This is a genomic window from Pseudomonas putida (genome assembly GCF_050989985.1).
Lineage (GTDB): Bacteria > Pseudomonadota > Gammaproteobacteria > Pseudomonadales > Pseudomonadaceae > Aquipseudomonas > Aquipseudomonas putida_AI.
Genome location: NZ_CP158815.1, coordinates 2,290,668 through 2,309,930 on the forward strand (window position 1 = coordinate 2,290,668; position 19,263 = coordinate 2,309,930).

23 protein-coding genes are annotated in these 19,263 nt (G+C 61.6%); 12 read left to right on the forward strand and 11 right to left on the reverse strand.

The window, feature by feature from the left end; all coding sequences use genetic code 11:
• Nucleotides 1-62 precede the first annotated feature (62 nt).
• From lolA to cysG, 5 genes are all read left to right on the forward strand, one after another.
• Nucleotides 63-686 (forward strand): outer membrane lipoprotein chaperone LolA, encoded by a 624-nt coding sequence (lolA, locus tag ABTV29_RS10650; RefSeq protein WP_433770021.1) that lies wholly within the window; start codon nt 63-65, stop codon nt 684-686.
• Nucleotides 687-832: 146 nt separating this feature from the next.
• Entirely contained in the window at nt 833-2,155 is a 1,323-nt protein-coding gene (locus tag ABTV29_RS10655; RefSeq protein ID WP_433771823.1) for a replication-associated recombination protein A, read from the forward strand.
• Entirely contained in the window at nt 2,155-2,532 is a 378-nt protein-coding gene (crcB, locus tag ABTV29_RS10660; protein ID WP_433770022.1) for a fluoride efflux transporter CrcB, read from the forward strand. The genes ABTV29_RS10655 and crcB overlap by 1 nt, the downstream gene beginning before the upstream one ends.
• A 12-nt stretch (nt 2,533-2,544) precedes the next feature.
• A complete protein-coding gene (gene serS, locus ABTV29_RS10665) occupies nt 2,545-3,825 on the forward strand; it encodes a serine--tRNA ligase (protein WP_433770023.1) in 1,281 nt (426 codons plus the stop codon).
• A complete protein-coding gene (gene cysG, locus ABTV29_RS10670) occupies nt 3,826-5,220 on the forward strand; it encodes a siroheme synthase CysG (protein WP_433770024.1) in 1,395 nt (464 codons plus the stop codon). It abuts the gene before it with no gap.
• A gap of 115 nt (nt 5,221-5,335) precedes the next feature.
• On the opposite strand, the gene ABTV29_RS10675 is transcribed toward cysG, so the two are convergent.
• The 8 genes from ABTV29_RS10675 to ABTV29_RS10710 form a co-directional block, all read right to left on the reverse strand.
• Nucleotides 5,336-6,337, reverse strand: a complete 1,002-nt coding sequence (locus ABTV29_RS10675; RefSeq protein ID WP_433770025.1) for a glutathione S-transferase family protein — start codon at nt 6,335-6,337, stop codon at nt 5,336-5,338.
• A gap of 90 nt (nt 6,338-6,427) precedes the next feature.
• Nucleotides 6,428-7,429, reverse strand: a complete 1,002-nt coding sequence (locus ABTV29_RS10680; protein ID WP_433770026.1) for a glycosyl transferase family protein — start codon at nt 7,427-7,429, stop codon at nt 6,428-6,430.
• Nucleotides 7,426-7,761, reverse strand: a complete 336-nt coding sequence (locus ABTV29_RS10685; RefSeq protein ID WP_433770027.1) for a TusE/DsrC/DsvC family sulfur relay protein — start codon at nt 7,759-7,761, stop codon at nt 7,426-7,428. Before ABTV29_RS10685 ends, ABTV29_RS10680 begins: the two co-directional genes overlap by 4 nt.
• A complete protein-coding gene (gene tusB, locus ABTV29_RS10690) occupies nt 7,758-8,051 on the reverse strand; it encodes a sulfurtransferase complex subunit TusB (protein WP_433770028.1) in 294 nt (97 codons plus the stop codon). Before tusB ends, ABTV29_RS10685 begins: the two co-directional genes overlap by 4 nt.
• On the reverse strand, nt 8,051-8,413 hold the full coding sequence (gene tusC, locus ABTV29_RS10695; RefSeq protein WP_433770029.1) for a sulfurtransferase complex subunit TusC: 363 nt from the start codon (nt 8,411-8,413) through the stop codon (nt 8,051-8,053). Before tusC ends, tusB begins: the two co-directional genes overlap by 1 nt.
• A 1-nt stretch (nt 8,414) precedes the next feature.
• Nucleotides 8,415-8,807 carry a sulfurtransferase complex subunit TusD gene (gene tusD / locus ABTV29_RS10700; protein ID WP_433771825.1) on the reverse strand — a complete coding sequence of 131 codons (393 nt, stop codon included), beginning with the start codon at nt 8,805-8,807 and terminating at the stop codon, nt 8,415-8,417.
• A gap of 205 nt (nt 8,808-9,012) precedes the next feature.
• Nucleotides 9,013-9,717, reverse strand: coding sequence for a YoaK family protein (locus ABTV29_RS10705; RefSeq protein WP_433770030.1), 705 nt, complete (start codon nt 9,715-9,717; stop codon nt 9,013-9,015).
• 25 nt (nt 9,718-9,742) lie between these two features.
• Nucleotides 9,743-10,072, reverse strand: coding sequence for a DUF6388 family protein (locus ABTV29_RS10710; protein ID WP_433770031.1), 330 nt, complete (start codon nt 10,070-10,072; stop codon nt 9,743-9,745).
• A 91-nt stretch (nt 10,073-10,163) separates the two neighbouring features.
• Between ABTV29_RS10710 and ABTV29_RS10715 the strand changes: the two genes are divergently transcribed.
• Nucleotides 10,164-10,514 (forward strand): hypothetical protein, encoded by a 351-nt coding sequence (locus ABTV29_RS10715; RefSeq protein WP_433770032.1) that lies wholly within the window; start codon nt 10,164-10,166, stop codon nt 10,512-10,514.
• A 127-nt stretch (nt 10,515-10,641) separates the two neighbouring features.
• On the opposite strand, the gene ABTV29_RS10720 is transcribed toward ABTV29_RS10715, so the two are convergent.
• Nucleotides 10,642-11,067, reverse strand: coding sequence for a GNAT family N-acetyltransferase (locus ABTV29_RS10720; protein ID WP_433770033.1), 426 nt, complete (start codon nt 11,065-11,067; stop codon nt 10,642-10,644).
• Between the two features lie 145 nt (nt 11,068-11,212).
• Here ABTV29_RS10720 and ABTV29_RS10725 point away from each other — a divergent pair, with 145 nt between their 5' ends.
• Complete coding sequence (locus ABTV29_RS10725; RefSeq protein WP_433770034.1) at nt 11,213-11,650, forward strand: hemerythrin domain-containing protein; 438 nt, start codon at nt 11,213-11,215, stop codon at nt 11,648-11,650.
• 159 nt (nt 11,651-11,809) lie between these two features.
• On the opposite strand, the gene ABTV29_RS10730 is transcribed toward ABTV29_RS10725, so the two are convergent.
• Nucleotides 11,810-12,331: a methylated-DNA--[protein]-cysteine S-methyltransferase gene (locus tag ABTV29_RS10730; protein WP_433770035.1), complete on the reverse strand. Its 522-nt coding sequence runs from the start codon at nt 12,329-12,331 to the stop codon at nt 11,810-11,812.
• 146 nt (nt 12,332-12,477) lie between these two features.
• On the opposite strand from ABTV29_RS10730, the gene ggt reads away from it, so the two are divergent.
• Nucleotides 12,478-14,205 (forward strand): gamma-glutamyltransferase, encoded by a 1,728-nt coding sequence (gene ggt / locus ABTV29_RS10735; protein WP_433770036.1) that lies wholly within the window; start codon nt 12,478-12,480, stop codon nt 14,203-14,205.
• Between the two features lie 67 nt (nt 14,206-14,272).
• Nucleotides 14,273-14,806, forward strand: a complete 534-nt coding sequence (locus tag ABTV29_RS10740) for a cysteine hydrolase family protein (protein ID WP_433770037.1) — start codon at nt 14,273-14,275, stop codon at nt 14,804-14,806.
• A gap of 116 nt (nt 14,807-14,922) precedes the next feature.
• Here the strand turns inward: ABTV29_RS10740 and ABTV29_RS10745 are convergent, their stop codons facing one another.
• The gene (locus ABTV29_RS10745) at nt 14,923-15,825 is read right to left on the reverse strand and encodes a LysR family transcriptional regulator (protein WP_433770038.1); all 903 of its coding nucleotides are present in this window, start codon (nt 15,823-15,825) and stop codon (nt 14,923-14,925) included.
• 201 nt (nt 15,826-16,026) lie between these two features.
• On the opposite strand from ABTV29_RS10745, the gene ABTV29_RS10750 reads away from it, so the two are divergent.
• From ABTV29_RS10750 to ABTV29_RS10760, 3 genes are all read left to right on the forward strand, one after another.
• Nucleotides 16,027-17,526, forward strand: coding sequence for a purine-cytosine permease family protein (locus ABTV29_RS10750; RefSeq protein WP_433770039.1), 1,500 nt, complete (start codon nt 16,027-16,029; stop codon nt 17,524-17,526).
• Nucleotides 17,523-18,368: a nitrilase family protein gene (locus tag ABTV29_RS10755; RefSeq protein WP_433770040.1), complete on the forward strand. Its 846-nt coding sequence runs from the start codon at nt 17,523-17,525 to the stop codon at nt 18,366-18,368. The genes ABTV29_RS10750 and ABTV29_RS10755 overlap by 4 nt, the downstream gene beginning before the upstream one ends.
• 87 nt (nt 18,369-18,455) lie before the next feature.
• Nucleotides 18,456-19,178, forward strand: coding sequence for a gamma-glutamylcyclotransferase (locus ABTV29_RS10760; protein ID WP_433770041.1), 723 nt, complete (start codon nt 18,456-18,458; stop codon nt 19,176-19,178).
• Nucleotides 19,179-19,263: the final 85 nt, after the last annotated feature.

Genomic DNA, 19,263 nt, shown 5'->3' on the forward strand with positions numbered 1-19,263 from the left:
GATTTTGAAAGGGTGGTGCCCCCGGCGCCACCCGCACTCCCACGAATGTTATGAGGACTCCCATGCGTCTTATCCGCATGTTGTTGCTGCCGGTACTGGCTTTGACCACGCTCTCGGCCCACGCCGATGACAAGGACGTGGCGCGTCTGACTCAACTGCTGGAAAAATCCCAGACGTTGACTGCGCGTTTCTCCCAACTGACCCTCGACGGCACCGGCACCCAATTGCAGGAAACCGCCGGGCAGATGTCGCTGCAGCGCCCTGGCCTGTTCTACTGGCACACCGACGCACCCCAGGAGCAATTGGTCGTGTCCGATGGCGCCAAGGTCACCCTGTGGGACCCGGACCTGGAGCAGGCGACCATCAAGAAGCTGGACGTGCGCCTGACCCAGACCCCGGCGCTGTTGCTGTCCGGTGATGTGTCCAAGATCAGCCAGAGCTTCGACATCAGCGCCAAGGAAGCCGGCGGCGTGATCGACTTCACCCTCAAGCCGAAAACCAAGGACACCCTGTTCGACAGCCTGCGCCTGTCGTTCCGCAACGGCCTGGTCAATGATATGCAACTGATCGACAGCGTCGGCCAGCGCACCAACATCCTGTTCACCGGCGTGAAGGCCAACGAGCCGATCCCGGCGTCCAAGTTCAAGTTCGACATTCCCAAGGGTGCGGACGTGATTCAGGAATAAAACGCAGACCCCTGTAGGAGCGAGCATGCTCGCGAAAAACCCGAGCACGCCGCGGGGTGTCAGATTCCCAACGTTATCCTTGACGACCATCGCGAGCATGCTCGCTCCTACAGGAGTTCGAACCAAGTGAGGTTTCAACAGTTGTGATGGACCTGTTTCGCAGCGCCCCGATCTCCCAGCCCCTGGCCGCCCGCTTGCGTGCGACCAACCTGGACGAGTACGTCGGTCAGGAGCATGTGCTCGCTCGCGGCAAGCCCTTGCGCGAAGCCCTGGAGCAGGGTGCCCTGCACTCGATGATTTTCTGGGGGCCGCCGGGCGTGGGCAAGACCACCCTGGCGCGGCTGCTGGCGGAGGTCTCGGACGCGCACTTTGAAACGGTCTCGGCAGTGCTGGCGGGGGTCAAGGAAATCCGTCAGGCGGTGGAAATCGCCAAGCAGCAGGCCGCACAGTACGGCCGGCGCACGATCCTGTTCGTCGACGAAGTGCACCGTTTCAACAAATCCCAGCAGGATGCGTTCCTGCCCTATGTCGAGGACGGCACGCTGATTTTCATCGGCGCGACCACGGAAAACCCCTCGTTCGAACTCAATAACGCCTTGCTCTCCCGTGCCCGCGTCTACGTGCTGAAAAGCCTCGACGAAACGGCGCTGCGCAAACTGGTGCACCGCGCCTTGACCGAAGAGCGGGGCCTGGGCAAGCGCAATCTGAGCCTCAGCGATGAAGGCTTCCAGATGCTGCTGTCGGCCGCCGATGGCGATGGCCGGCGTCTGCTCAACCTGCTGGAAAACGCTTCCGACCTGGCCGAAGACAATAGCGAGATGGGCGTCGACCTGCTGCAAAGTCTGCTGGGCGACACCCGTCGCCGGTTCGACAAGGGTGGCGAAGCCTTCTACGACCAGATTTCCGCCCTGCACAAATCGGTGCGCGGCTCCAACCCCGACGGCGCGTTGTACTGGTTTGCCCGGATGATTGACGGCGGCTGCGATCCGCTCTATCTGGCCCGGCGCGTGGTGCGCATGGCCAGCGAAGACATCGGCAATGCCGATCCGCGGGCGCTGAGCCTGTGCCTGGCAGCGTGGGAAGTGCAGGAGCGGCTCGGCAGCCCCGAAGGTGAGCTGGCGGTGGCCCAGGCCATTACTTATCTGGCCTGCGCGCCAAAAAGCAACGCGGTGTACATGGGCTTCAAGACTGCGTTGCGTGCCGCCGCCGAACACGGTTCGCTGGAAGTGCCGCTGCACCTGCGCAACGCGCCGACCAAGCTCATGAAACAGCTGGGCTACGGCGACGAATACCGTTACGCCCACGACGAGCCGGATGCCTACGCCGCCGGGGAAGACTATTTCCCGGAAGAACTCGACCCGATACCGTTTTACCAGCCAGTGCCTCGCGGCCTGGAACTGAAGATTGGCGAGAAGCTCAACCACCTTGCTCAACTCGATCGTCTAAGCCCCCGGCAGCGGAGAAAATAGTGGTTCCCTTGATCATTGCGGTTTCCGCCGGCGGGATAGCCGGCACCTTGTTGCGCTTCGCCACGGGTAACTGGATCAACGCTAATTGGCCGCGGCACTTCTATACCGCGACGCTGGCCGTTAATATCGTGGGCTGTTTGCTGATCGGCGTTCTATACGGCCTGTTTTTGATTCGCCCGGAGGTACCGATCGAGGTACGCGCCGGGTTGATCGTCGGCTTCCTCGGAGGGCTGACGACGTTTTCATCCTTTTCACTGGATACGGTGCGCCTGCTGGAAAGCGGGCAAGTGCCGCTGGCCCTGGGCTATGCGGCCATCAGCGTATTCGGCGGGCTGCTCGCCACCTGGGCCGGCCTGTCCTTGACCAAACTTTATTAACGAGAAACCGACATGCTCGATTCCAAACTGTTACGTAGCAACCTTCAGGACGTAGCGGACCGCCTGGCATCCCGTGGCTTTGCCCTGGACGTCGCGCGCATCGAAGCGCTGGAAGAACAGCGCAAGACCGTCCAGACCCGCACCGAAGCACTGCAGGCTGAACGTAACGCGCGCTCCAAATCCATCGGTCAGGCCAAGCAGCGCGGCGAAGACATCGCGCCGTTGATGGCTGACGTCGAGCGCATGGCGGGCGAATTGGCTGCCGGTAAAACCGAACTGGACGCGATCCAGACCGAACTGGACGCGATCGTGCTCGGTATCCCCAACCTGCCGCACGAATCGGTGCCGATTGGCGACGACGAAGACGGCAACGTCGAAGTGCGTCGCTGGGGCACGCCGACCGCCTTCGATTTCCCGGTCCAGGACCACGTCGCCCTGGGCGAGAAGTTCGGCTGGCTGGACTTTGAAACCGCCGCCAAGCTCTCCGGCGCACGTTTCGCCCTGCTGCGTGGCCCGATCGCCCGTCTGCACCGCGCCCTGGCGCAATTCATGATCAACCTGCACGTGACCGAGCACGGCTATGAAGAGGCCTACACGCCTTATCTGGTCCAGGCCCCGGCCCTGCAAGGCACCGGCCAGTTGCCGAAATTCGAAGAGGACCTGTTCAAGATCGGTCGCGAAGGCGAAGCCGATCTGTACCTGATCCCGACCGCCGAAGTGTCGCTGACCAACATCGTGGCCGGCGAGATCGTCGATTCGAAACTGCTGCCGATCAAGTTCGTCGCCCATACCCCGTGCTTCCGCAGCGAAGCCGGTGCTTCGGGTCGCGATACCCGCGGCATGATTCGCCAGCATCAGTTCGACAAGGTCGAGATGGTGCAGATCGTCGAGCCATCGAAGTCGATGGAAGCGCTGGAAAGCCTGACCGCCAACGCCGAGAAAGTCCTGCAACTGCTGCAACTGCCTTACCGCACCCTGGCGCTGTGCACAGGCGACATGGGCTTCAGCGCGGTCAAGACCTACGACCTGGAAGTGTGGATTCCGAGCCAGGACAAGTACCGCGAAATCTCATCGTGCTCCAACTGCGGCGACTTCCAGGCCCGTCGCATGCAGGCGCGTTTCCGCAACCCGGAAACCGGCAAGCCGGAACTGGTACACACCCTGAACGGTTCCGGCCTGGCGGTCGGTCGTACCCTGGTGGCGGTGCTGGAAAACTACCAGCAGGCCGACGGTTCGATCCGCGTACCAGAGGTATTGAAGCCGTACATGGGTGGCCTCGAGGTCATCGGCTAAATGAAATATCTGCCGCTGTTCCATAACCTGCGCGGCAGTCGTGTGTTGGTCGTCGGTGGGGGGGAAATTGCCTTGCGCAAATCCCGCCTGCTGGCCGATGCCGGTGCGCTGCTGCGGGTGGTCGCACCTGAAATCGAACAGCAACTGCGCGAACTGGTGGCCGCCAGCGGTGGCGAGTGCCTGTTGCGTGGCTATGTCGAAACGGATCTGGACGGTTGCGGGCTGATCATTGCCGCGACCGATGATGAAGCCTTGAATGCGCAAGTCTCCGCCGATGCCCATCGACGTTGCGTGCCGGTCAACGTGGTGGATGCGCCGGCCCTGTGCAGCGTGATCTTCCCGGCCATCGTCGACCGCTCGCCATTGATCATTGCCGTGTCCAGCGGCGGCGACGCGCCAGTGTTGGCGCGCTTGATCCGCGCCAAGATCGAAACCTGGATTCCTTCCACCTACGGTCAACTGGCCGGTCTGGCGGCGCGTTTCCGCAATCAGGTGAAGAACCTGTTCCCGGATGTCCAGCAGCGCCGGGCGTTCTGGGAAGACGTGTTCCAGGGCCCGATCGCCGACCGGCAACTGGCCGGGCAGGGCGCCGAAGCCGAGCGTCTGCTGCAAGCAAAAGTGGATGGCGAAGCACCGGTCGCCACCGGTGAGGTGTATCTGGTGGGCGCAGGTCCCGGTGATCCGGACCTGTTGACCTTCCGTGCCTTGCGCCTGATGCAGCAAGCCGACGTGGTGCTGTATGACCGCCTGGTGGCGCCGGCCATCCTGGAGTTGTGCCGTCGCGATGCCGAGCGGGTCTACGTCGGCAAACGCCGCGCCGATCACGCCGTGCCGCAGGACCAGATCAACCAGCAACTGGTGGACCTGGCCAAGGCCGGCAAACGCGTGGTGCGCTTGAAGGGCGGTGATCCGTTCATCTTCGGCCGTGGCGGGGAAGAGATCGAGGAACTGGCGGCCCATGGCATCCCGTTCCAGGTGGTACCGGGCATCACGGCAGCCAGCGGTTGCGCGGCTTATGCCGGGATTCCGCTGACCCATCGCGATTACGCGCAGTCGGTGCGGTTCGTCACCGGTCACCTGAAGGACGGTACGACCGATCTTCCGTGGGCCGATCTGGTAGCTCCGGCGCAAACCCTGGTGTTCTACATGGGCCTGGTCGGCTTGCCGATCATCTGTGAGCAGCTGATCAAGCACGGTCGCGGCGCTGATACCCCGGCGGCCTTGATCCAGCAGGGCACCACCGTCAATCAGCGGGTGTTTACCGGCACCCTGGCGGACCTGCCAAAACTGGTGGCGGAGCATGAAGTGCATGCGCCGACGCTGGTGATCGTGGGTGAAGTGGTGCAACTGCGCGAGAAACTGGCGTGGTTTGAAGGGGCTCAGGGGCAGGTCTAGATCGAGTTGCCCTCTATCGCGAGCAGGCTCGCCCCCACAGGGGATTTGTGAACGACACAAATCAATTGTGGGAGCGAGCCTGCTCGCGATGGGGCCTTCAAAACCTGTATCAATCTCAAGCCCTGCGCCAAACCCCTTTCCCACTCAACCGCGCCCGATCATGGGCTGCCGTAAAATCCTGTTCCGGCCCTTTCGGCACGACACCCGTCGGATTGATGGTCTTGTGGCTGCCGTAGTAGTGGTTCTTGATGTGAGTGAAGTCCACCGTCTCGGCAATCCCCGGCCACTGGTAAAGCTCCCGCAGCCAGTTCGACAGGTTCGGATAATCGGCAATCCGCCGCAGGTTGCACTTGAAGTGGCCGTGGTACACCGCATCAAAGCGAATCAGCGTGGTGAACAGGCGGATATCCGCTTCGGTCAGGTATTCGCCTGCCAGGTAGCGATTGGCACCCAGCAACGATTCCAGATGATCCAGCTCCGCAAACACCTCATCGAAGGCTTCTTCATAAGCCTGCTGTGACGTGGCAAACCCGGCGCGGTACACGCCGTTGTTCACCGCCGGATAAATCCGTTCGTTCAATGCGTCGATCTCGGCTCGCAACGGTTGCGGATAGAAATCCAGGTCGTTACCGGTCAGGTCGTCGAAGGCGCTGTTGAACATGCGGATGATTTCCGACGATTCATTGCTGACGATGCGATTCTGTTGTTTGTCCCACAGCACCGGTACGGTGACGCGGCCGGTGTAGTCGGCAGTATCGGCGGTGTAGCGCTGGTGCATGAAGTCGAAGTGATCGAGTTTGTCGCCGGTGGAGCCGAGGGTCTTGTCGAAGGTCCAGCCGTTTTCCAGCATCAGCCAACTGACCACCGACACGTCGATCAGGCTTTCCAGGCCCTTGAGCTTGCGCAGGATCAGCGTGCGATGAGCCCATGGACAGGCCAGGGACACGTAGAGGTGATAGCGGTCGGCTTCGGCAGCAAAGCCACCGATACCGCTCGGGCCAGGCTGGCCGTCAGCAGTTACCCAGTTGCGCCGTTGTGCCTGTTCACGCTGGAACGCGCCGTCCTTGCTGCTTTCGTACCACTTGTCCTGCCATTGACCTTCGACGAGCAAACCCATGTTCAAGACTCCTAAACCAGTAAGCGTTGGAGAGGAGTCTATTCCTATAGGTTCGATAAAAAAGCGCAAATACTAAAGAGTCATTATCGATTAAATCGATTTGTCTCGAGCGTCCCAGTATTGCTGGGCGGTTTCAAAGGCCTGCTCGCGGGGCTGGCCAAGGCCGCGCAAGGCCAGGGCCATGGTCGAAATCAGCGCCATTTGCGGATAGCTGTCGATGACATCGCCGCGCCAAACGGCTTTCAGGTGTTCGATCTCCAGCGAAGCGGGCTTGACGTGGCGCTGGCTCGACAGTTGCGGCCATTCTTCATCCCAGCTTTCGCCGCCGGTGGTGCCGTACAGATGGCTGTCGGCGTCCGGGTTGATTTCGATCTCGCCACCATCGCCCTTGATCACGATGGCCGTGTCGCCGAGCAGGCCGCTGGCCTCGCGATGCACCGCCTGATAACCGGGGTGGAAAATGCTCTGCAGGCCGCAGCGGGCACCCAATGGATTGAGGATGCGTGCCAGGGAATGGATCGGCGAGCGCAGGCCCAGGGTGTTGCGCAAGTCGATCATGCGTTGCAGTTGCGGCGCCCAGTCCACCAGTGGCATGAAGGCCAGGCCCCCGTTATCCAGTGCCGTGCCCACTTGCTGCCAGTTGCGGCACAGCGGGATGTGCAGCGTCTCGAGCAATTGCTCGCTGTACAGCCGGCCCGCCGTGTGTGCGCCGCCGCCATGCATGAAGATTCGCACGCCGTTCTGCGCCAGGCACTTGGCCGCCAGCAGATACCACGGCAGATGACGTTTCTTGCCGGCATAGGTCGGCCAGTCCAGATCGACATGCAATGCCGGTGTCTGCAAGCGCTCACGCAGGGCCTCGGTGAACCCGGCCATTTCCTCGGCGCTTTCTTCTTTATGACGCAACAGCATCAGGAACGCGCCCAGTTGGGTTTCCTCGACCTGTTCATCGAGCACCATGCCCATGGCGGCGCGGGCTTCTTCACGGGTCAGGTCGCGGGCGCCGCGCTTGCCTTTGCCGAGGATCCGTACGAACTGGGCGAAAGGATGTTCGGCGGGCGTTTCGAGGGTCAGTGCTGGGTAGTCGGTCATAGACAATTCGTCGGTTTGGGCAGGCCCGCCAGTTTTGCGGCGAGTTTGGCGGGGGTGCCTTTGAACAGTTGGTTCAGGTGCAGGCTATTGCCCTTGTCCGGGCCGAGCTTCAAGGCGGTGTACTTGATCAGCGGGCGCGTGGCCGGTGATAGCTGGAATTCGGCGTAGAAACTGCGCAGCAGTTCGAGCACTTCCCAGTGTGCCGGGGTCAGCTCGATGTCTTCGGCGGCGGCCAGGGCGCTGGCGACGTCCGCGGACCAGTCGCTCAATTCAACCAGGAAACCGTCCTTGTCCAATTCGATGGCGCGGGCGCCGACCGTCAATACGTTCATAGCCAGCTGTTGACCTTGTCGTGGTGGATCGACAGCTCGACGAAGGCCGGGTAATCGATGGCTTCGGCCCAGGCCGGAACCGCAATGGCCCGGGCTTCGGCGTCTTCGGCCAGGATGTAGAGTTTCAGGCCGCGGGTCTCGAGTGTCTTGAAAGGCTCGGTACCCGGCTGCAGGGCGTAGGCCGCGTCGCCGGTCAGCAGCAACGCGTCGGAAGCGCCGATCAGCCGCAGGCAGCTGCCCAGGCGATCGTCGCCGAATGGGGAATGAGACAACACATGCAAAGTCGACATCAGAGGGTGATCACCTGGTCGTAACGGTCAATGAGTGCGGTGATTTCAGCGCCAGACAGTACCCGGGCTTCTTCCAGCGACAACCCGCTCGGGTCCAGGCCACGCTGCGCCACGCTGTCGGCGCAGGCAAAGAGTTCTTCGACGCCGAACATCGGCAAGGCCTGCAAATTGGCGCTGAGGTCTTTCTGTTGCAGGGCCCTGGCGTTCTGGCGGGGTGCGAGCTGGAACACGCCGTCATCTAGAAACAGCAGGCCGATCGGCAGATCGAAGGCGCCGCCGGCCAGCACGATGTCCAGCGCTTCCCGTGCAGAGGTGCCGGACCACGGCGCCTGACGGCTGATAATCAACAGGGATTTGGACATTTCAAACGCCTCCGAAACAGATCAGGCGGTCGGCGTCCTGCACCGCGTCATGCAACTGACCGAGGCCGGACAGTTCCCATGGCTTGTCGACGGCCACGGCTTCACGCTGATAACGCCGGGCTTCTTCCTCGTTCAACACACCACGGCGCAGGGCGGCGGCGATGCAGACCACGCCATCCAGCTGGTGATCGTCGACGAAGGTACGCCACTGCCTGGGCAGGTCCAGCTCATCCTGGGGCGTGACCACGCTGTTGGACGCGTTGTAGACGCCATCCTGATAGAAAAACAGCCGGACAATCTCATGCCCGCCGGCAAGCGCGGCCTGGGCGAACAGCAAGGCGCGGCGCGAGGAGGGCGCATGGGCGGCGGAAAACACGGCGATGGCGAACTTCATGACGGACTCGATCAGCGAAACTGCGGCCATGATAAAGCTTTATCGGCGGGGCGGCTAAGTGGGTTTATGCGTTAACCCAATCGCTCCCTTCGCGAGCAAGCCCGCCCCCTCATTTATCCACATTCCATCTGCAGAAATTGGTCAAATGTGGGAGCGGCGGTGCGACGATTTGAATTGCTCGCGAAGGCGGACTGACAGGCGCCGCTTAGCGGGGCATGTAACCCAGCTGCCAGCGTCGCGGGATCTTCAGCGACAACAGCCCCAATGCGGCAGCGAGTGCACCACTGGCGTACAGCGCCTTGAGCCCCAGGTGATGCTCCAGTACGGCGCCGAGTACCGCCCCGACAAACATGCCGGCCCAGGGAATCAGTTGCACGCGCCAGCCGTTGCGTCTTTCGCCGAGTAACCAGCGTCCCAGGCCACGGCCGAAGCGCGACAGGGCGCCAGTGACGTAGGTCAGGCCCACCGGTAGGCCATTGACCTCTTCCACGGCCGCATTGAGCATGCCCATGGCAATGATTGCCGCCAGCAGGGCCGGAAGCTGCGACTCGAAGGGCCAGGTCGCCGCGGTGCACAGCAGGGCAGCGATACTGAGCAGCAAGGGCAGCGCCCGGCGTCCACCGAGTCGACTGACGATAACTCCCAGCGCGTTACCGAGGATAAACGCGGTCACGAGGATCACCAGGCGCACGGTCAGCGTCAGGTCACCGACACTGATCGCGACGGCCATCCGCGTGGTGTTGCCGCTCATGAACGACACAAAATCACCGCTGGCCATGAAACCGATGGCATCGGTCATGCCGGCCAGCACCGAGAGCATTGCCACCAGGCTCAAGCCAATGCGCCCACGCCATTTTTGCGTGTGCAAATGACCTGAACTGGCGTGGCTACTGGAGGAAGAAGGCAGCATCGATGGAAGCATCCCTGGGGTGACGTTATGGGTTCAAGCCATATAACTCGCAATACTCCAGCCAATCCATCCGGGCCATTTGCGCCACTTCCCGGTGCACTTCCCGGCGCTGGGCTTCGTAGTCCTCGGGGGATTCGGCAGTCAGTTGCAGGGTCAGTTCCCAGGCAAACAGGCCAAGGCGTTCGGCTTCGGCTTCGAAGGCTTCGTGCAAGCGCTCGTCACGAAACTGCGCGAGGGTTTCGCCCTTGGCCTGGGCGAGCAAGGGGTTGAGGTTGTCGAGCTCGGCGCGCAACTCGGGACGCTCATCGAGAAAGCGCTTCAACGCCAGTTCATGGTGTTCTTCGGGTACTGCCATGGCTGCTCCTTCGGTAGATCCATGCAGTAAAGCAGAACGATATCGGCTGCCACAGTGATACAGTCCGCTTTTTTTCTGATGAGCGAATGCAATGCGAATTCTGATGGTGGCGCTGGCCGTGACAATGCTGGCCGGGTGCGCAGGCTCGGTGATGAGCGACGCCCGCAGCAAACCTCCGTACAAGACCCTCAACTCGGACAAGCCGGAAAAAGTGGTCGCCCAGTGCGTGCAGTTTTCCTGGCAGGACGAAGCGGTGTTTGGCGTTGACGCCAGCGGCTACCTGGAGCCTCGCGAGAAGGGCGGCACGACGGTGTACACGCGCTCGGCGGAATCCTTTGTGGACGTGACCACCGATGCCTCGGGCACCGTGTTGAGCTACTACGCGCAGCACGACGATTTCGTCGCCAAGCGCCGGCTGGCGGCGTTGGCGACTTGCCTCTGATCTGCTGGCTTGAAGCGATACCCCTGTGGGAGCGAGCTTGCTCGCGATGGCGGCGGATCAGTCGACATCAATGTTGAATGACAGTCCGCAATCGCGAGCAGGCTCGCTCCTACAGGTACAGAGGGCGTCAGTAAATCAAACGCTTCTGGAAGAAAAAGTGTTTATGCCCCGGCGGGTAATCGGCGATGTGCCCGATCTCGCTATACCCGCATTTCCTGTAGAACTCCGGCGCCTGGAATTCGAAGGTGTCGAGCCACAATCCAACGCATTTTCTCTCCCGCGCCAAGTCCTCCGCCATCTGCATCAGCCGGGTGCCCATGCCTTGTCCCCGGGCCTGTTCCGGCACGGAAAGCAGGTCGATGAACAGCCATTGGTAAAACAACCGGGCGTAGAGCCCGCCGAGGATCTGGTCGTTTTCATCGCGCACCAGCAAGGCGACGTGCTCGGGGATCGCACCGTCGGCCTTCGACGCGTTGTACGCGCGCAGCGGCATCAGGATGGCCTGGCGCTCTTCTTCCGTGGGGGTGGGCGAGAACTCTATTCGCAGGGTCATGGCGATATCCTTATTGCTGTGAGTGCGCAGCCTATCGCGCCGGCAGCCAATGTTCCATCAGCAAAAGCGGGTGGAACCCTCGTCAGCGCACAGCGGTCATTTGTTGTGACGCGCCATTCCAGAGTGCGACCGATGAGGACACACCGTGAATATCTTCGAGGCCCTGCGTGAAAGCCATGAACGCCAACGTACCTATGCCAAGGCGCTGATCAAGACCAGTGGCGACACCCCGGAACGGGTCGACGCCTACCAGCAGCTCAAGGCTGAATTGCAGGCCCATGCAATCGCCGAAGAACGGCATTTCTACATCCCGCTGATGGAGTTCGACAACGGCGTTGACCTCAGTCGCCACGCGATCGCCGAACATCACGAAATGGACGAAATGATGGAGGAGCTGGACGAGACCGAAATGTCCAGCCCGGCCTGGCTGGTGACGGCGAAGAAACTCTCGGAGAAAGTCCACCACCACCTCGAGGAAGAAGAGCAGAAGTTCTTCCAGATGGCGGGCAAGCTGCTCGACGACAAACAGAAAGAGACGCTGGCGAACCAGTACCTGAAGGAATACAAGGCGCAACTTGCCTGAGCCAAAGTGCAACTTGTGCTGTTTGCATCTCACTGTGGGAGCGAGCCTGCTCGCGAAAAACATCCGGACAACGCGGTCATTCAGGCCGCACGCGTTACCGTTGACGTCCATCGCGAGCAGGCTCGCTCCCACAAGGGGGAGAGCAAACTGCCCCAGCGATTATTCCGAAAACAGATCGCCCGTCCTGCCTGCCTCCGACAATTCGCATCCCTCAAGCGTCAGCAACAACTCCTTCGCCTCCAGCCCCCCGGCAAACCCCGTCAGTTTCCCCGAAGCACCGATCACCCGATGACAGGGCGCAATGATCGAGATCGGGTTCCTGCCGTTCGCCGCACCCACCGCCCGCACTGCGCTGGGGTTGCCGATCTGTTCGGCGATCTGGCCGTAGCTGCGGGTCTCGCCGTAGGGAATGGTCAGCAGCGCCGCCCAGACTTTTTTCTGAAATTCCGTGCCGGCGAAATCCAGTTCCAGTTCGAAATGATTGCGGGTTCCGGCGAAGTATTCGCGTAGCTGTTGAGCCGTGCGCACCAGGATCGGATTGTCCGGCGCTTCGCTCATCGGACCGAGACGCACCCGACCGGGCTTGTCGTTTTCCCAGAGGATGGCTGCGAGTCGCGAGCCGTTCGCCACCAGCTTCAACTCGCCGACCGGGGAGGCGAGGGTGGTACAGGTATAAGTCATGCCGGGGCCGCGCCGAATTGTTGAACAGGTGTTAAGGATACTGCCTCGTCGGGGAGGCGCAATACGCATTCTTGACCATACTTCGTACTGCTCTTGAAGCGTTCCCTCTGTTTTGACAGAGCCCTAAAACAAAAAGAGACCGACTCATGAAGTACGAACCTTTTGCCAAATCGCTGATTGCGACCTCGTTGGCGCTCAGCTGCCTTGCTGCACATGCGGCTTCTGTCGCCCCGGTCGCGGGGGAGAACGGCATGGTGGTCACGGCCCAGCATCTGGCCAGCCATGTGGGTGTGGATGTGCTCAAAAGTGGTGGCAACGCCGTGGATGCCGCCGTCGCGGTGGGTTATGCGCTGGCGGTGGTCTATCCCGCGGCAGGCAACCTGGGTGGCGGCGGTTTCATGACGATCCAGCTGGCGGACGGGCGCAAGACGTTCCTCGATTTCCGTGAAAAGGCGCCCCTGGCCGCCACCGCCAACATGTACCTCGACAAGGAGGGCAATGTCGTTCCGGAATTGAGCACCCGAGGTCACCTGGCTGTCGGTGTGCCCGGCACCGTCTCGGGCATGGAGCTGGCGCTGTCGAAGTACGGCACCAAACCGCGCAAGGAAGTGATCGCCCCGGCCATCAAACTCGCCGAAGACGGTTTCGAGCTGGACCAGGGTGATGTCGATTTGCTGCATGAAGGCACCGACATGTTCAAGAAGGACATTAAGGATTCCGGATCGATTTTCCTGAGCAATGGCGAGCCGATGCAGGTCGGGCAGAAGCTGGTGCAGAAAGACCTGGCCAAGACTCTGCGGGAAGTCTCCGAGAAGGGCGCCGACGGCTTCTATAAAGGCTGGGTGGCGGATGCCATCGTCACCTCCAGCCAGGCCAACAAGGGCATCATCACCCAGGCCGATCTCGACAAGTACAAGACCCGCGAACTGGCGCCGATCGAATGCGACTACCGCGGTTATCACGTGATCTCGGCACCGCCACCCAGCTCCGGCGGCGTGGTGATCTGCCAGATCATGAACATCCTCGAAGGCTACCCGATGAAGGATCTGGGCTATCACTCGGCCCAGGGCATGCACTACCAGATCGAAGCGATGCGTCACGCCTATGTCGACCGCAACAGCTACCTGGGCGACCCGGATTTCGTGAAAAACCCGATTGCCCACCTGCTCGACAAAAACTATGCGACCAAGCTGCGCGAAGCCATCCAGCCGCAAAAGGCCGGCAACTCCAAGGAACTCAAGCCCGGCGTGGCGCCCCATGAAGGCAGCAACACCACCCATTACTCCATCGTCGACAAGTGGGGCAACGCGGTGTCGGTGACCTACACCCTCAACGACTGGTTCGGTGCCGGGGTCATGGCCAGCAAGACCGGCGTCATTCTCAATGACGAAATGGATGACTTCACCTCGAAGATCGGTGTGCCGAACATGTACGGCCTGGTGCAGGGCGAAGCCAACGCCATCGCCCCCGGCAAGGCGCCGCTGTCGTCCATGAGCCCGACCATCGTGACCAAGGACGGCAAAGTGGTAATGGTGGTCGGCACCCCCGGCGGCAGTCGCATCATCACCGCGACCTTGCAGACCATGCTCAACGTGATCGACTACGGCATGAACATCCAGGAAGCGGTCGATGCGCCACGTTTCCACCAGCAATGGCTGCCGGAGGAAACCAACCTGGAGAGATTCACCACCAGTCCCGACACGGTGAAGATCCTCGAAAGCTGGGGCCATAAATTTGCGGGTCCCCAGGATGCCAACCACCTGGCGGCGATCCTCGTCGGCGCGCCTTCGCTGGAAGGCAAGCCGGTGGGCAAGAACCGCTTCTACGGGGCCAACGATCCACGCCGCGGCACCGGGTTGTCACTGGGCTATTGAGTGTTGTGTTTGAACGGGGACGGGCATATGTTCGTCCCCTGATTCACTCAACTCTCAAGGAAGGATCATGACCACCGCATTGCTGATCATCGATGTTCAACAAGCCCTGTGCTCGGGCGAGTACGAGTGCCATGAGATCAAACGGGTCATCGACACCATCAATGGCTTGAGTACCAGGGCCCGCAGCGCCGGGCTGCCGGTGGTGCTCATCCAGCATGAAGAAGAGGGCGAACTGTTCAAGCATGGCGCCCCGGGCTGGCAACTGGCCGAAGGGCTGCAAACCTCGCCCAAGGATCATCGGGTACGCAAGACCACCGGCGATTCGTTCTACCAGACCAACCTGCAACAACTGCTGCCGGTTGAAGATTTCGAGCGCCTGATCATCTGCGGCCTGCAAACCGATTACTGCGTCAACGCCACCCTGCGCCAGGCGCATCAGCTGGGCTACGACGTGGTACTGGCCGCCGACGCGCATTCCACCGTCGACAATGGCAACGTGAAGGCCGAAGACATCATTGCCGAACACAACAGCAATTGGGCGGACCTGAGCAGTTCGGTCGCGCGGATCGATGTGATCCCGGCCGCCAACATCCGATTCTGAAATCCCCACCGCCCCTGTAGGAGCGAGCTTGCTCGCGATAGCGGTTTACCAGACAAAGATGATGTCGCCTGACACTCCGCAATCGCGAGCAGGCTCGCTCCTACAGGGGATAAATGTCAGGGCGAACCGAAAATATCGATCAACTCATTCAAAAACGCGCTGACCAGATCCCGCTGCCGCGCCGAATGCCGCACCGCCGCGTGAAACCCCACCTCATAACGTAACAACTGCGGATTGAGCGGATGCAACTGCCCCAGTTGTTCATGCCGGGCCGCATAGTGCTGCGGCAGAAACCCCAGGTGCTGGCCGGACAGAATCAGCAGGGCCGCACCGTCCATGCTGTCGGTAAGCACGCTCAGGCGTTCGATGGATGTAGGCGCCGGCATCTCCGGCAAAGGATGGCTCGGCCAGACCCAGTCATAGTGGCTGACGTCTTCCCGGGTCAGCGCCCCCACTTGCCCGAACAGCGGGTGTGACGGCGCGCAGTAGGCAATCTGGGTTTCCTGGAACAACGGGAAGTAGTCGATGTTGGGCAAGCGGTGCCAGAAGTAACCGATGGCCAGGTCGATATGGCCGTTGATGATTTTCTCTTCCAGCAGCGACGACGACAGCTCGGTGAAGTGGAAATACAAACCCTCGTGTCGGGCCCTGAGGCGCGCGATCGCCAGGCCGATTTTCTTGTTCTCCACCGGGTCGATCTGCCCGAGCAGGCCGACGTTGATGTTGCCCGAGACCTTGCGATTGATGTGCTGGACCTCGACACGAAAACCCTCGGCTGCCGCCAGCAGTCGGCGGGCCGCCTCGACGAACTGGCCGCCTTTTGGCGTCACCGAAAACCCGCCCCGGCCCCGTTCGCACAGGCGAAAACCGACCCGCGCCTCGAGCGTCGCCAGTTGCGCGCTGATGGTCGGTTGCGTGGTGTTGAGGGCGGTTTGCGCCGCCGATATCCCGCCCGCCTCGACGACGGTGAGAAAGACCCGGATCAAGCGCAGATCCAGCTCCGTTACAGTTCCCAGCATGGGGGCTCCCGATGTGCAATCACATAGACGTGGATCTATGTAAACAGTGTGCCTGCGATATTTTATCGCCCTGATCAACGCCATACATTGCAGGGAAACCGGGGGCATCGTCAGCTTTTTCTGGAGTTTTACCTGATCCGGACGTCGAAACGACCGCTGTACCCACAACAAAAACAACATCAACTGCATAGGAACTATCGTATGTCAGGGTCTCCACTTTCTGCACACGCAGCCCAGGACAGCAGCGGGTTGGCCATCGAAGGCCACTCCATCGATTACATTCCCGAAAACGAGCGACACGCCAAACTCAGCAGCCAGGGGCCGTTCTGGTTTCTCGGCAACTTCCACTTCTTCACCATCTCCATCGGTTTTGTTGGCCCGAGCCTGGGCTTGTCGGCGCTGTGGACCATGCTGGCCGGTGCGCTGGGCATCATGTTCGGCACCATTTTCATGGCGTTCCACGGCTCCCAGGGGCCGGAAATGGGCCTGCCGCAAATGATCCAGTCCCGCGCCCAGTTTGGCTATCGCGGGGTGATCCTGGCATTGATGGCGACCATGTTTGTGTTCGTCGGCTTCAACGTGGTCAACATCTCCCTGATCATGAACGGGCTGGAGCATGTGTTCGGCATCAACCCGACCATCGTTGCCGTGGCGGTGGTGGCCATCGGCGCGTTGCTGTCGATCTACGGCCACGACCTGATGCACAAGGCCTTCAAATGGGCATTGCTGGCGACTTTGCCGTTGTATGCGCTGGTGACCATCGCCCTGATGTTCGGCGCGGGCACTGAAGGCGTCGTCCCGGCGACCGATCTGGGCTTCAACTGGATTGCCTTTGCCACGCTGTTCGCCATCGGCGCCAGCTACAACATTTCCTACGCGCCCTATGTGTCCGACTACTCGCGCTACCTGCCGAAAAACACCAGCCGGCCGAAACTGATCGCGGCGGTGTTCATCGGCGCGTCTTTGTCCGGCAGCTGGATGATCGGCCTTGGCGCCTGGCTGGCCCAGGAACTGAAAGCGGCGGACGCGCTGGTGGCGCTGAACCAGGTCGGCTCTTCGATGATGCCGGGGCTGGGCAGCCTGCTGGTGATCATCTCGGTGGCCGGTTTCCTGCCGATCATCGCGCTCAACACCTACAGCGCCATGCTGACCCTGCTGACCGGTGTCGACTCGATCCGGAAAATCAGCCCGACACCCCGCGCCCGGGTCCTGTCGATCAGCGCGATCAGCATCATCCTGTTGACCTGCGTGCTTTCGATCAAAGGTGACGGCATCGCGCTGTTGAACACCTTCCTCGTCCTGCTGCTGTACTTCCTCGTGCCATGGACCGCGGTCAACCTGGTGGACTACTTCTTCGTACGCAAAGGCCGCTACGCGATCCCGCATTTCTTCACGCCGAAGGGCATCTACGGCGCCTGGCAATTTCGCGGCATCGTCTCGTACCTGATCGGCTTTGCCGCGATGGTGCCGTTCTTCTACATCTTCGACGCCGCCGCCGGCAAAGAGGTGTTCGTCGGGCCGCTGGCGCGCCTGCTTGAAGGTGTCGATATCGCCTGGCTGGTGGGACTGGTGGTGTCAGGCCTGACCTATTACCTCCTCAGCCGTACTTTGGATCTGGACGCCGAGCGCCGGGTCATCGATACCATCACTGAAAAGGACATCGTCGCCATGGCCCATTCATCTGCGGAGACGGTGCGTTGAACACTGCAAAAAACACGCTGGTCGCCTGCTGCCAGCTGGCACCGAAAATCGGCGACCTCGCTTACAACCGCACCCTGACCGAGCGTGCCATCCGCTCGGCCGCCTTGCAGGGCGCCCAGGTCGTTGTGCTGCCGGAGCTGGTGCAGAGCGGTTACGTGTTCGAAGACCGCAACGAAGCCCTGGCCCTGGCGGAAACCCGTGAAGGTCCGACCCTGCAACTGTGGCAGGCCTTGGCCCGGGAGTTGAACATTGTCGTGGTGGGCGGTTTCTGCGAACGCCTGGACGGCGACGAACTGGCCAACAGTGCGGCGCTGATCGATGCCCAGGGTGTGCGAGCGGTGTACCGCAAGGCGCATCTGTGGGATGCCGAGAAGGAAATCTTCAGCGCCGGCGATGAGGCACCGCCCGTCATCGACACGGTCCACGGGCGTATCGGCATGCTGATTTGCTACGACCTGGAATTCCCCGAATGGGTGCGCCTGCCGGCGCTGGCCGGGGCGAACCTGCTCTGTGCGCCGGTCAACTGGCCGGACGGCCCACGGCCGCTCACCGAACGCCCGGCGGAAGTCCTGCGCGTGCAGGCCAACGCCTCGGTGAACCGGATGTTCATCGCTGCCTGTGACCGTCATGGTCATGAGCGTGGCGTGAGTTGGGTGCAAGGTTCGGTGATCGTCGATGCCGACGGCTACCCGTTGGCCGGGCCGGCGGAGCAGGGCGGCGCGCAGATGCTGCTGGCCACCCTGAACCTTGCCGAGGCACGCAACAAGCGCATCAGCGAGCGCAATGACCTGCACCAGGACCGCCGCCCGCACTTGTACGGGATGGACAGTTCGCTCGACTGACGGTCGGTTCCTGTGGCAGCCCCTTCGCCACACGCTGCTAGTCTTCAGGGTTGATCCACTGTTTGGGATCCATGTTGAGAGGCGGATATGGACGCGGGCAAATTCCGGGCATCCGGCAGACGCAGCCTGACGGCGGAACTGGTCGCGCACGTCGAACGGTTCGAGCCTGATCCCGGGCCCGAACCCGGCACCCTCGAACACACTCCGGCCGAATTCGAGGCGATGGCCGCGGACCTGCTGCGGCAGTACACACCACGGGATCTCTGGGTGTTCGCTTACGGTTCGCTGATCTGGAACCCGGAATTCGAGTTCGACGAGCGTCGCAGTGCCACCGCCTATGGTTGGCACCGCTCGTTCTGCCTGACCCTCACCCGCTGGCGCGGCACCCGCGAATTGCCGGCGCTGATGCTGGCCCTCGACCGGGGCGGCAGCTGCCAGGGCGTGGCCTTCCGCCTGCCGGCGCAGGACCATTTCAAGCAAATCGCTTTGCTGCTGGCCCGGGAAATCGACGCCAACCCACCCACCAATGTCGCTCGCTGGATCACGGTGAAAACCGAATCCGGGCCGTTGCGCGCCCTGGCCTTTGTCGCCACGCGGGACGGCAAGGCCTATGCCGGCAAGTTGCCGATGGACCAGGTTGCCCAAGTCCTGGCGCGTGCGGCGGGGCATTGGGGCTCGGCGGCGCAATACCTGTTCCGCACTGTGACCATGCTGCGCGAGCAGGGCATTCGCGATCGCAACATGAACCGCATCGAGAGCCTGGTTGCCCAGGAAATCGAAGCGGCGATGCTGGCGGCCAAGGCGCCCTGAGCAACTTCGCTGTATCTGCAGTCGACTCCCATTCCTGTTCCCGACCGATGGTCGTGCATTTCGGCGGTGTGGACGGGGTGTGAAC

Excerpts from the sequence above, each read along its gene's own strand:
- lolA (WP_433770021.1), top strand. The coding sequence starts at position 63 with ATGCGTCTTATCCGCATGTTGTTGCTGCCGGTACTGGCTTTGACCACG.
- ABTV29_RS10655 (WP_433771823.1), top strand. The coding sequence starts at position 833 with ATGGACCTGTTTCGCAGCGCCCCGATCTCCCAGCCCCTGGCCGCCCGC.
- serS (WP_433770023.1), top strand. The coding sequence starts at position 2,545 with ATGCTCGATTCCAAACTGTTACGTAGCAACCTTCAGGACGTAGCGGAC.
- cysG (WP_433770024.1), top strand. The coding sequence starts at position 3,826 with ATGAAATATCTGCCGCTGTTCCATAACCTGCGCGGCAGTCGTGTGTTG.
- ABTV29_RS10675 (WP_433770025.1), bottom strand. The coding sequence starts at position 6,337 with ATGGGTTTGCTCGTCGAAGGTCAATGGCAGGACAAGTGGTACGAAAGC.
- ABTV29_RS10680 (WP_433770026.1), bottom strand. The coding sequence starts at position 7,429 with ATGACCGACTACCCAGCACTGACCCTCGAAACGCCCGCCGAACATCCT.
- ABTV29_RS10685 (WP_433770027.1), bottom strand. The coding sequence starts at position 7,761 with ATGAACGTATTGACGGTCGGCGCCCGCGCCATCGAATTGGACAAGGAC.
- tusB (WP_433770028.1), bottom strand. The coding sequence starts at position 8,051 with ATGTCGACTTTGCATGTGTTGTCTCATTCCCCATTCGGCGACGATCGC.
- tusC (WP_433770029.1), bottom strand. The coding sequence starts at position 8,413 with ATGTCCAAATCCCTGTTGATTATCAGCCGTCAGGCGCCGTGGTCCGGC.
- tusD (WP_433771825.1), bottom strand. The coding sequence starts at position 8,807 with ATGAAGTTCGCCATCGCCGTGTTTTCCGCCGCCCATGCGCCCTCCTCG.
- ABTV29_RS10705 (WP_433770030.1), bottom strand. The coding sequence starts at position 9,717 with ATGCTGCCTTCTTCCTCCAGTAGCCACGCCAGTTCAGGTCATTTGCAC.
- ABTV29_RS10710 (WP_433770031.1), bottom strand. The coding sequence starts at position 10,072 with ATGGCAGTACCCGAAGAACACCATGAACTGGCGTTGAAGCGCTTTCTC.
- ABTV29_RS10715 (WP_433770032.1), top strand. The coding sequence starts at position 10,164 with ATGCGAATTCTGATGGTGGCGCTGGCCGTGACAATGCTGGCCGGGTGC.
- ABTV29_RS10720 (WP_433770033.1), bottom strand. The coding sequence starts at position 11,067 with ATGACCCTGCGAATAGAGTTCTCGCCCACCCCCACGGAAGAAGAGCGC.
- ABTV29_RS10730 (WP_433770035.1), bottom strand. The coding sequence starts at position 12,331 with ATGACTTATACCTGTACCACCCTCGCCTCCCCGGTCGGCGAGTTGAAG.
- ggt (WP_433770036.1), top strand. The coding sequence starts at position 12,478 with ATGAAGTACGAACCTTTTGCCAAATCGCTGATTGCGACCTCGTTGGCG.
- ABTV29_RS10740 (WP_433770037.1), top strand. The coding sequence starts at position 14,273 with ATGACCACCGCATTGCTGATCATCGATGTTCAACAAGCCCTGTGCTCG.
- ABTV29_RS10745 (WP_433770038.1), bottom strand. The coding sequence starts at position 15,825 with ATGCTGGGAACTGTAACGGAGCTGGATCTGCGCTTGATCCGGGTCTTT.
- ABTV29_RS10750 (WP_433770039.1), top strand. The coding sequence starts at position 16,027 with ATGTCAGGGTCTCCACTTTCTGCACACGCAGCCCAGGACAGCAGCGGG.
- ABTV29_RS10760 (WP_433770041.1), top strand. The coding sequence starts at position 18,456 with ATGGACGCGGGCAAATTCCGGGCATCCGGCAGACGCAGCCTGACGGCG.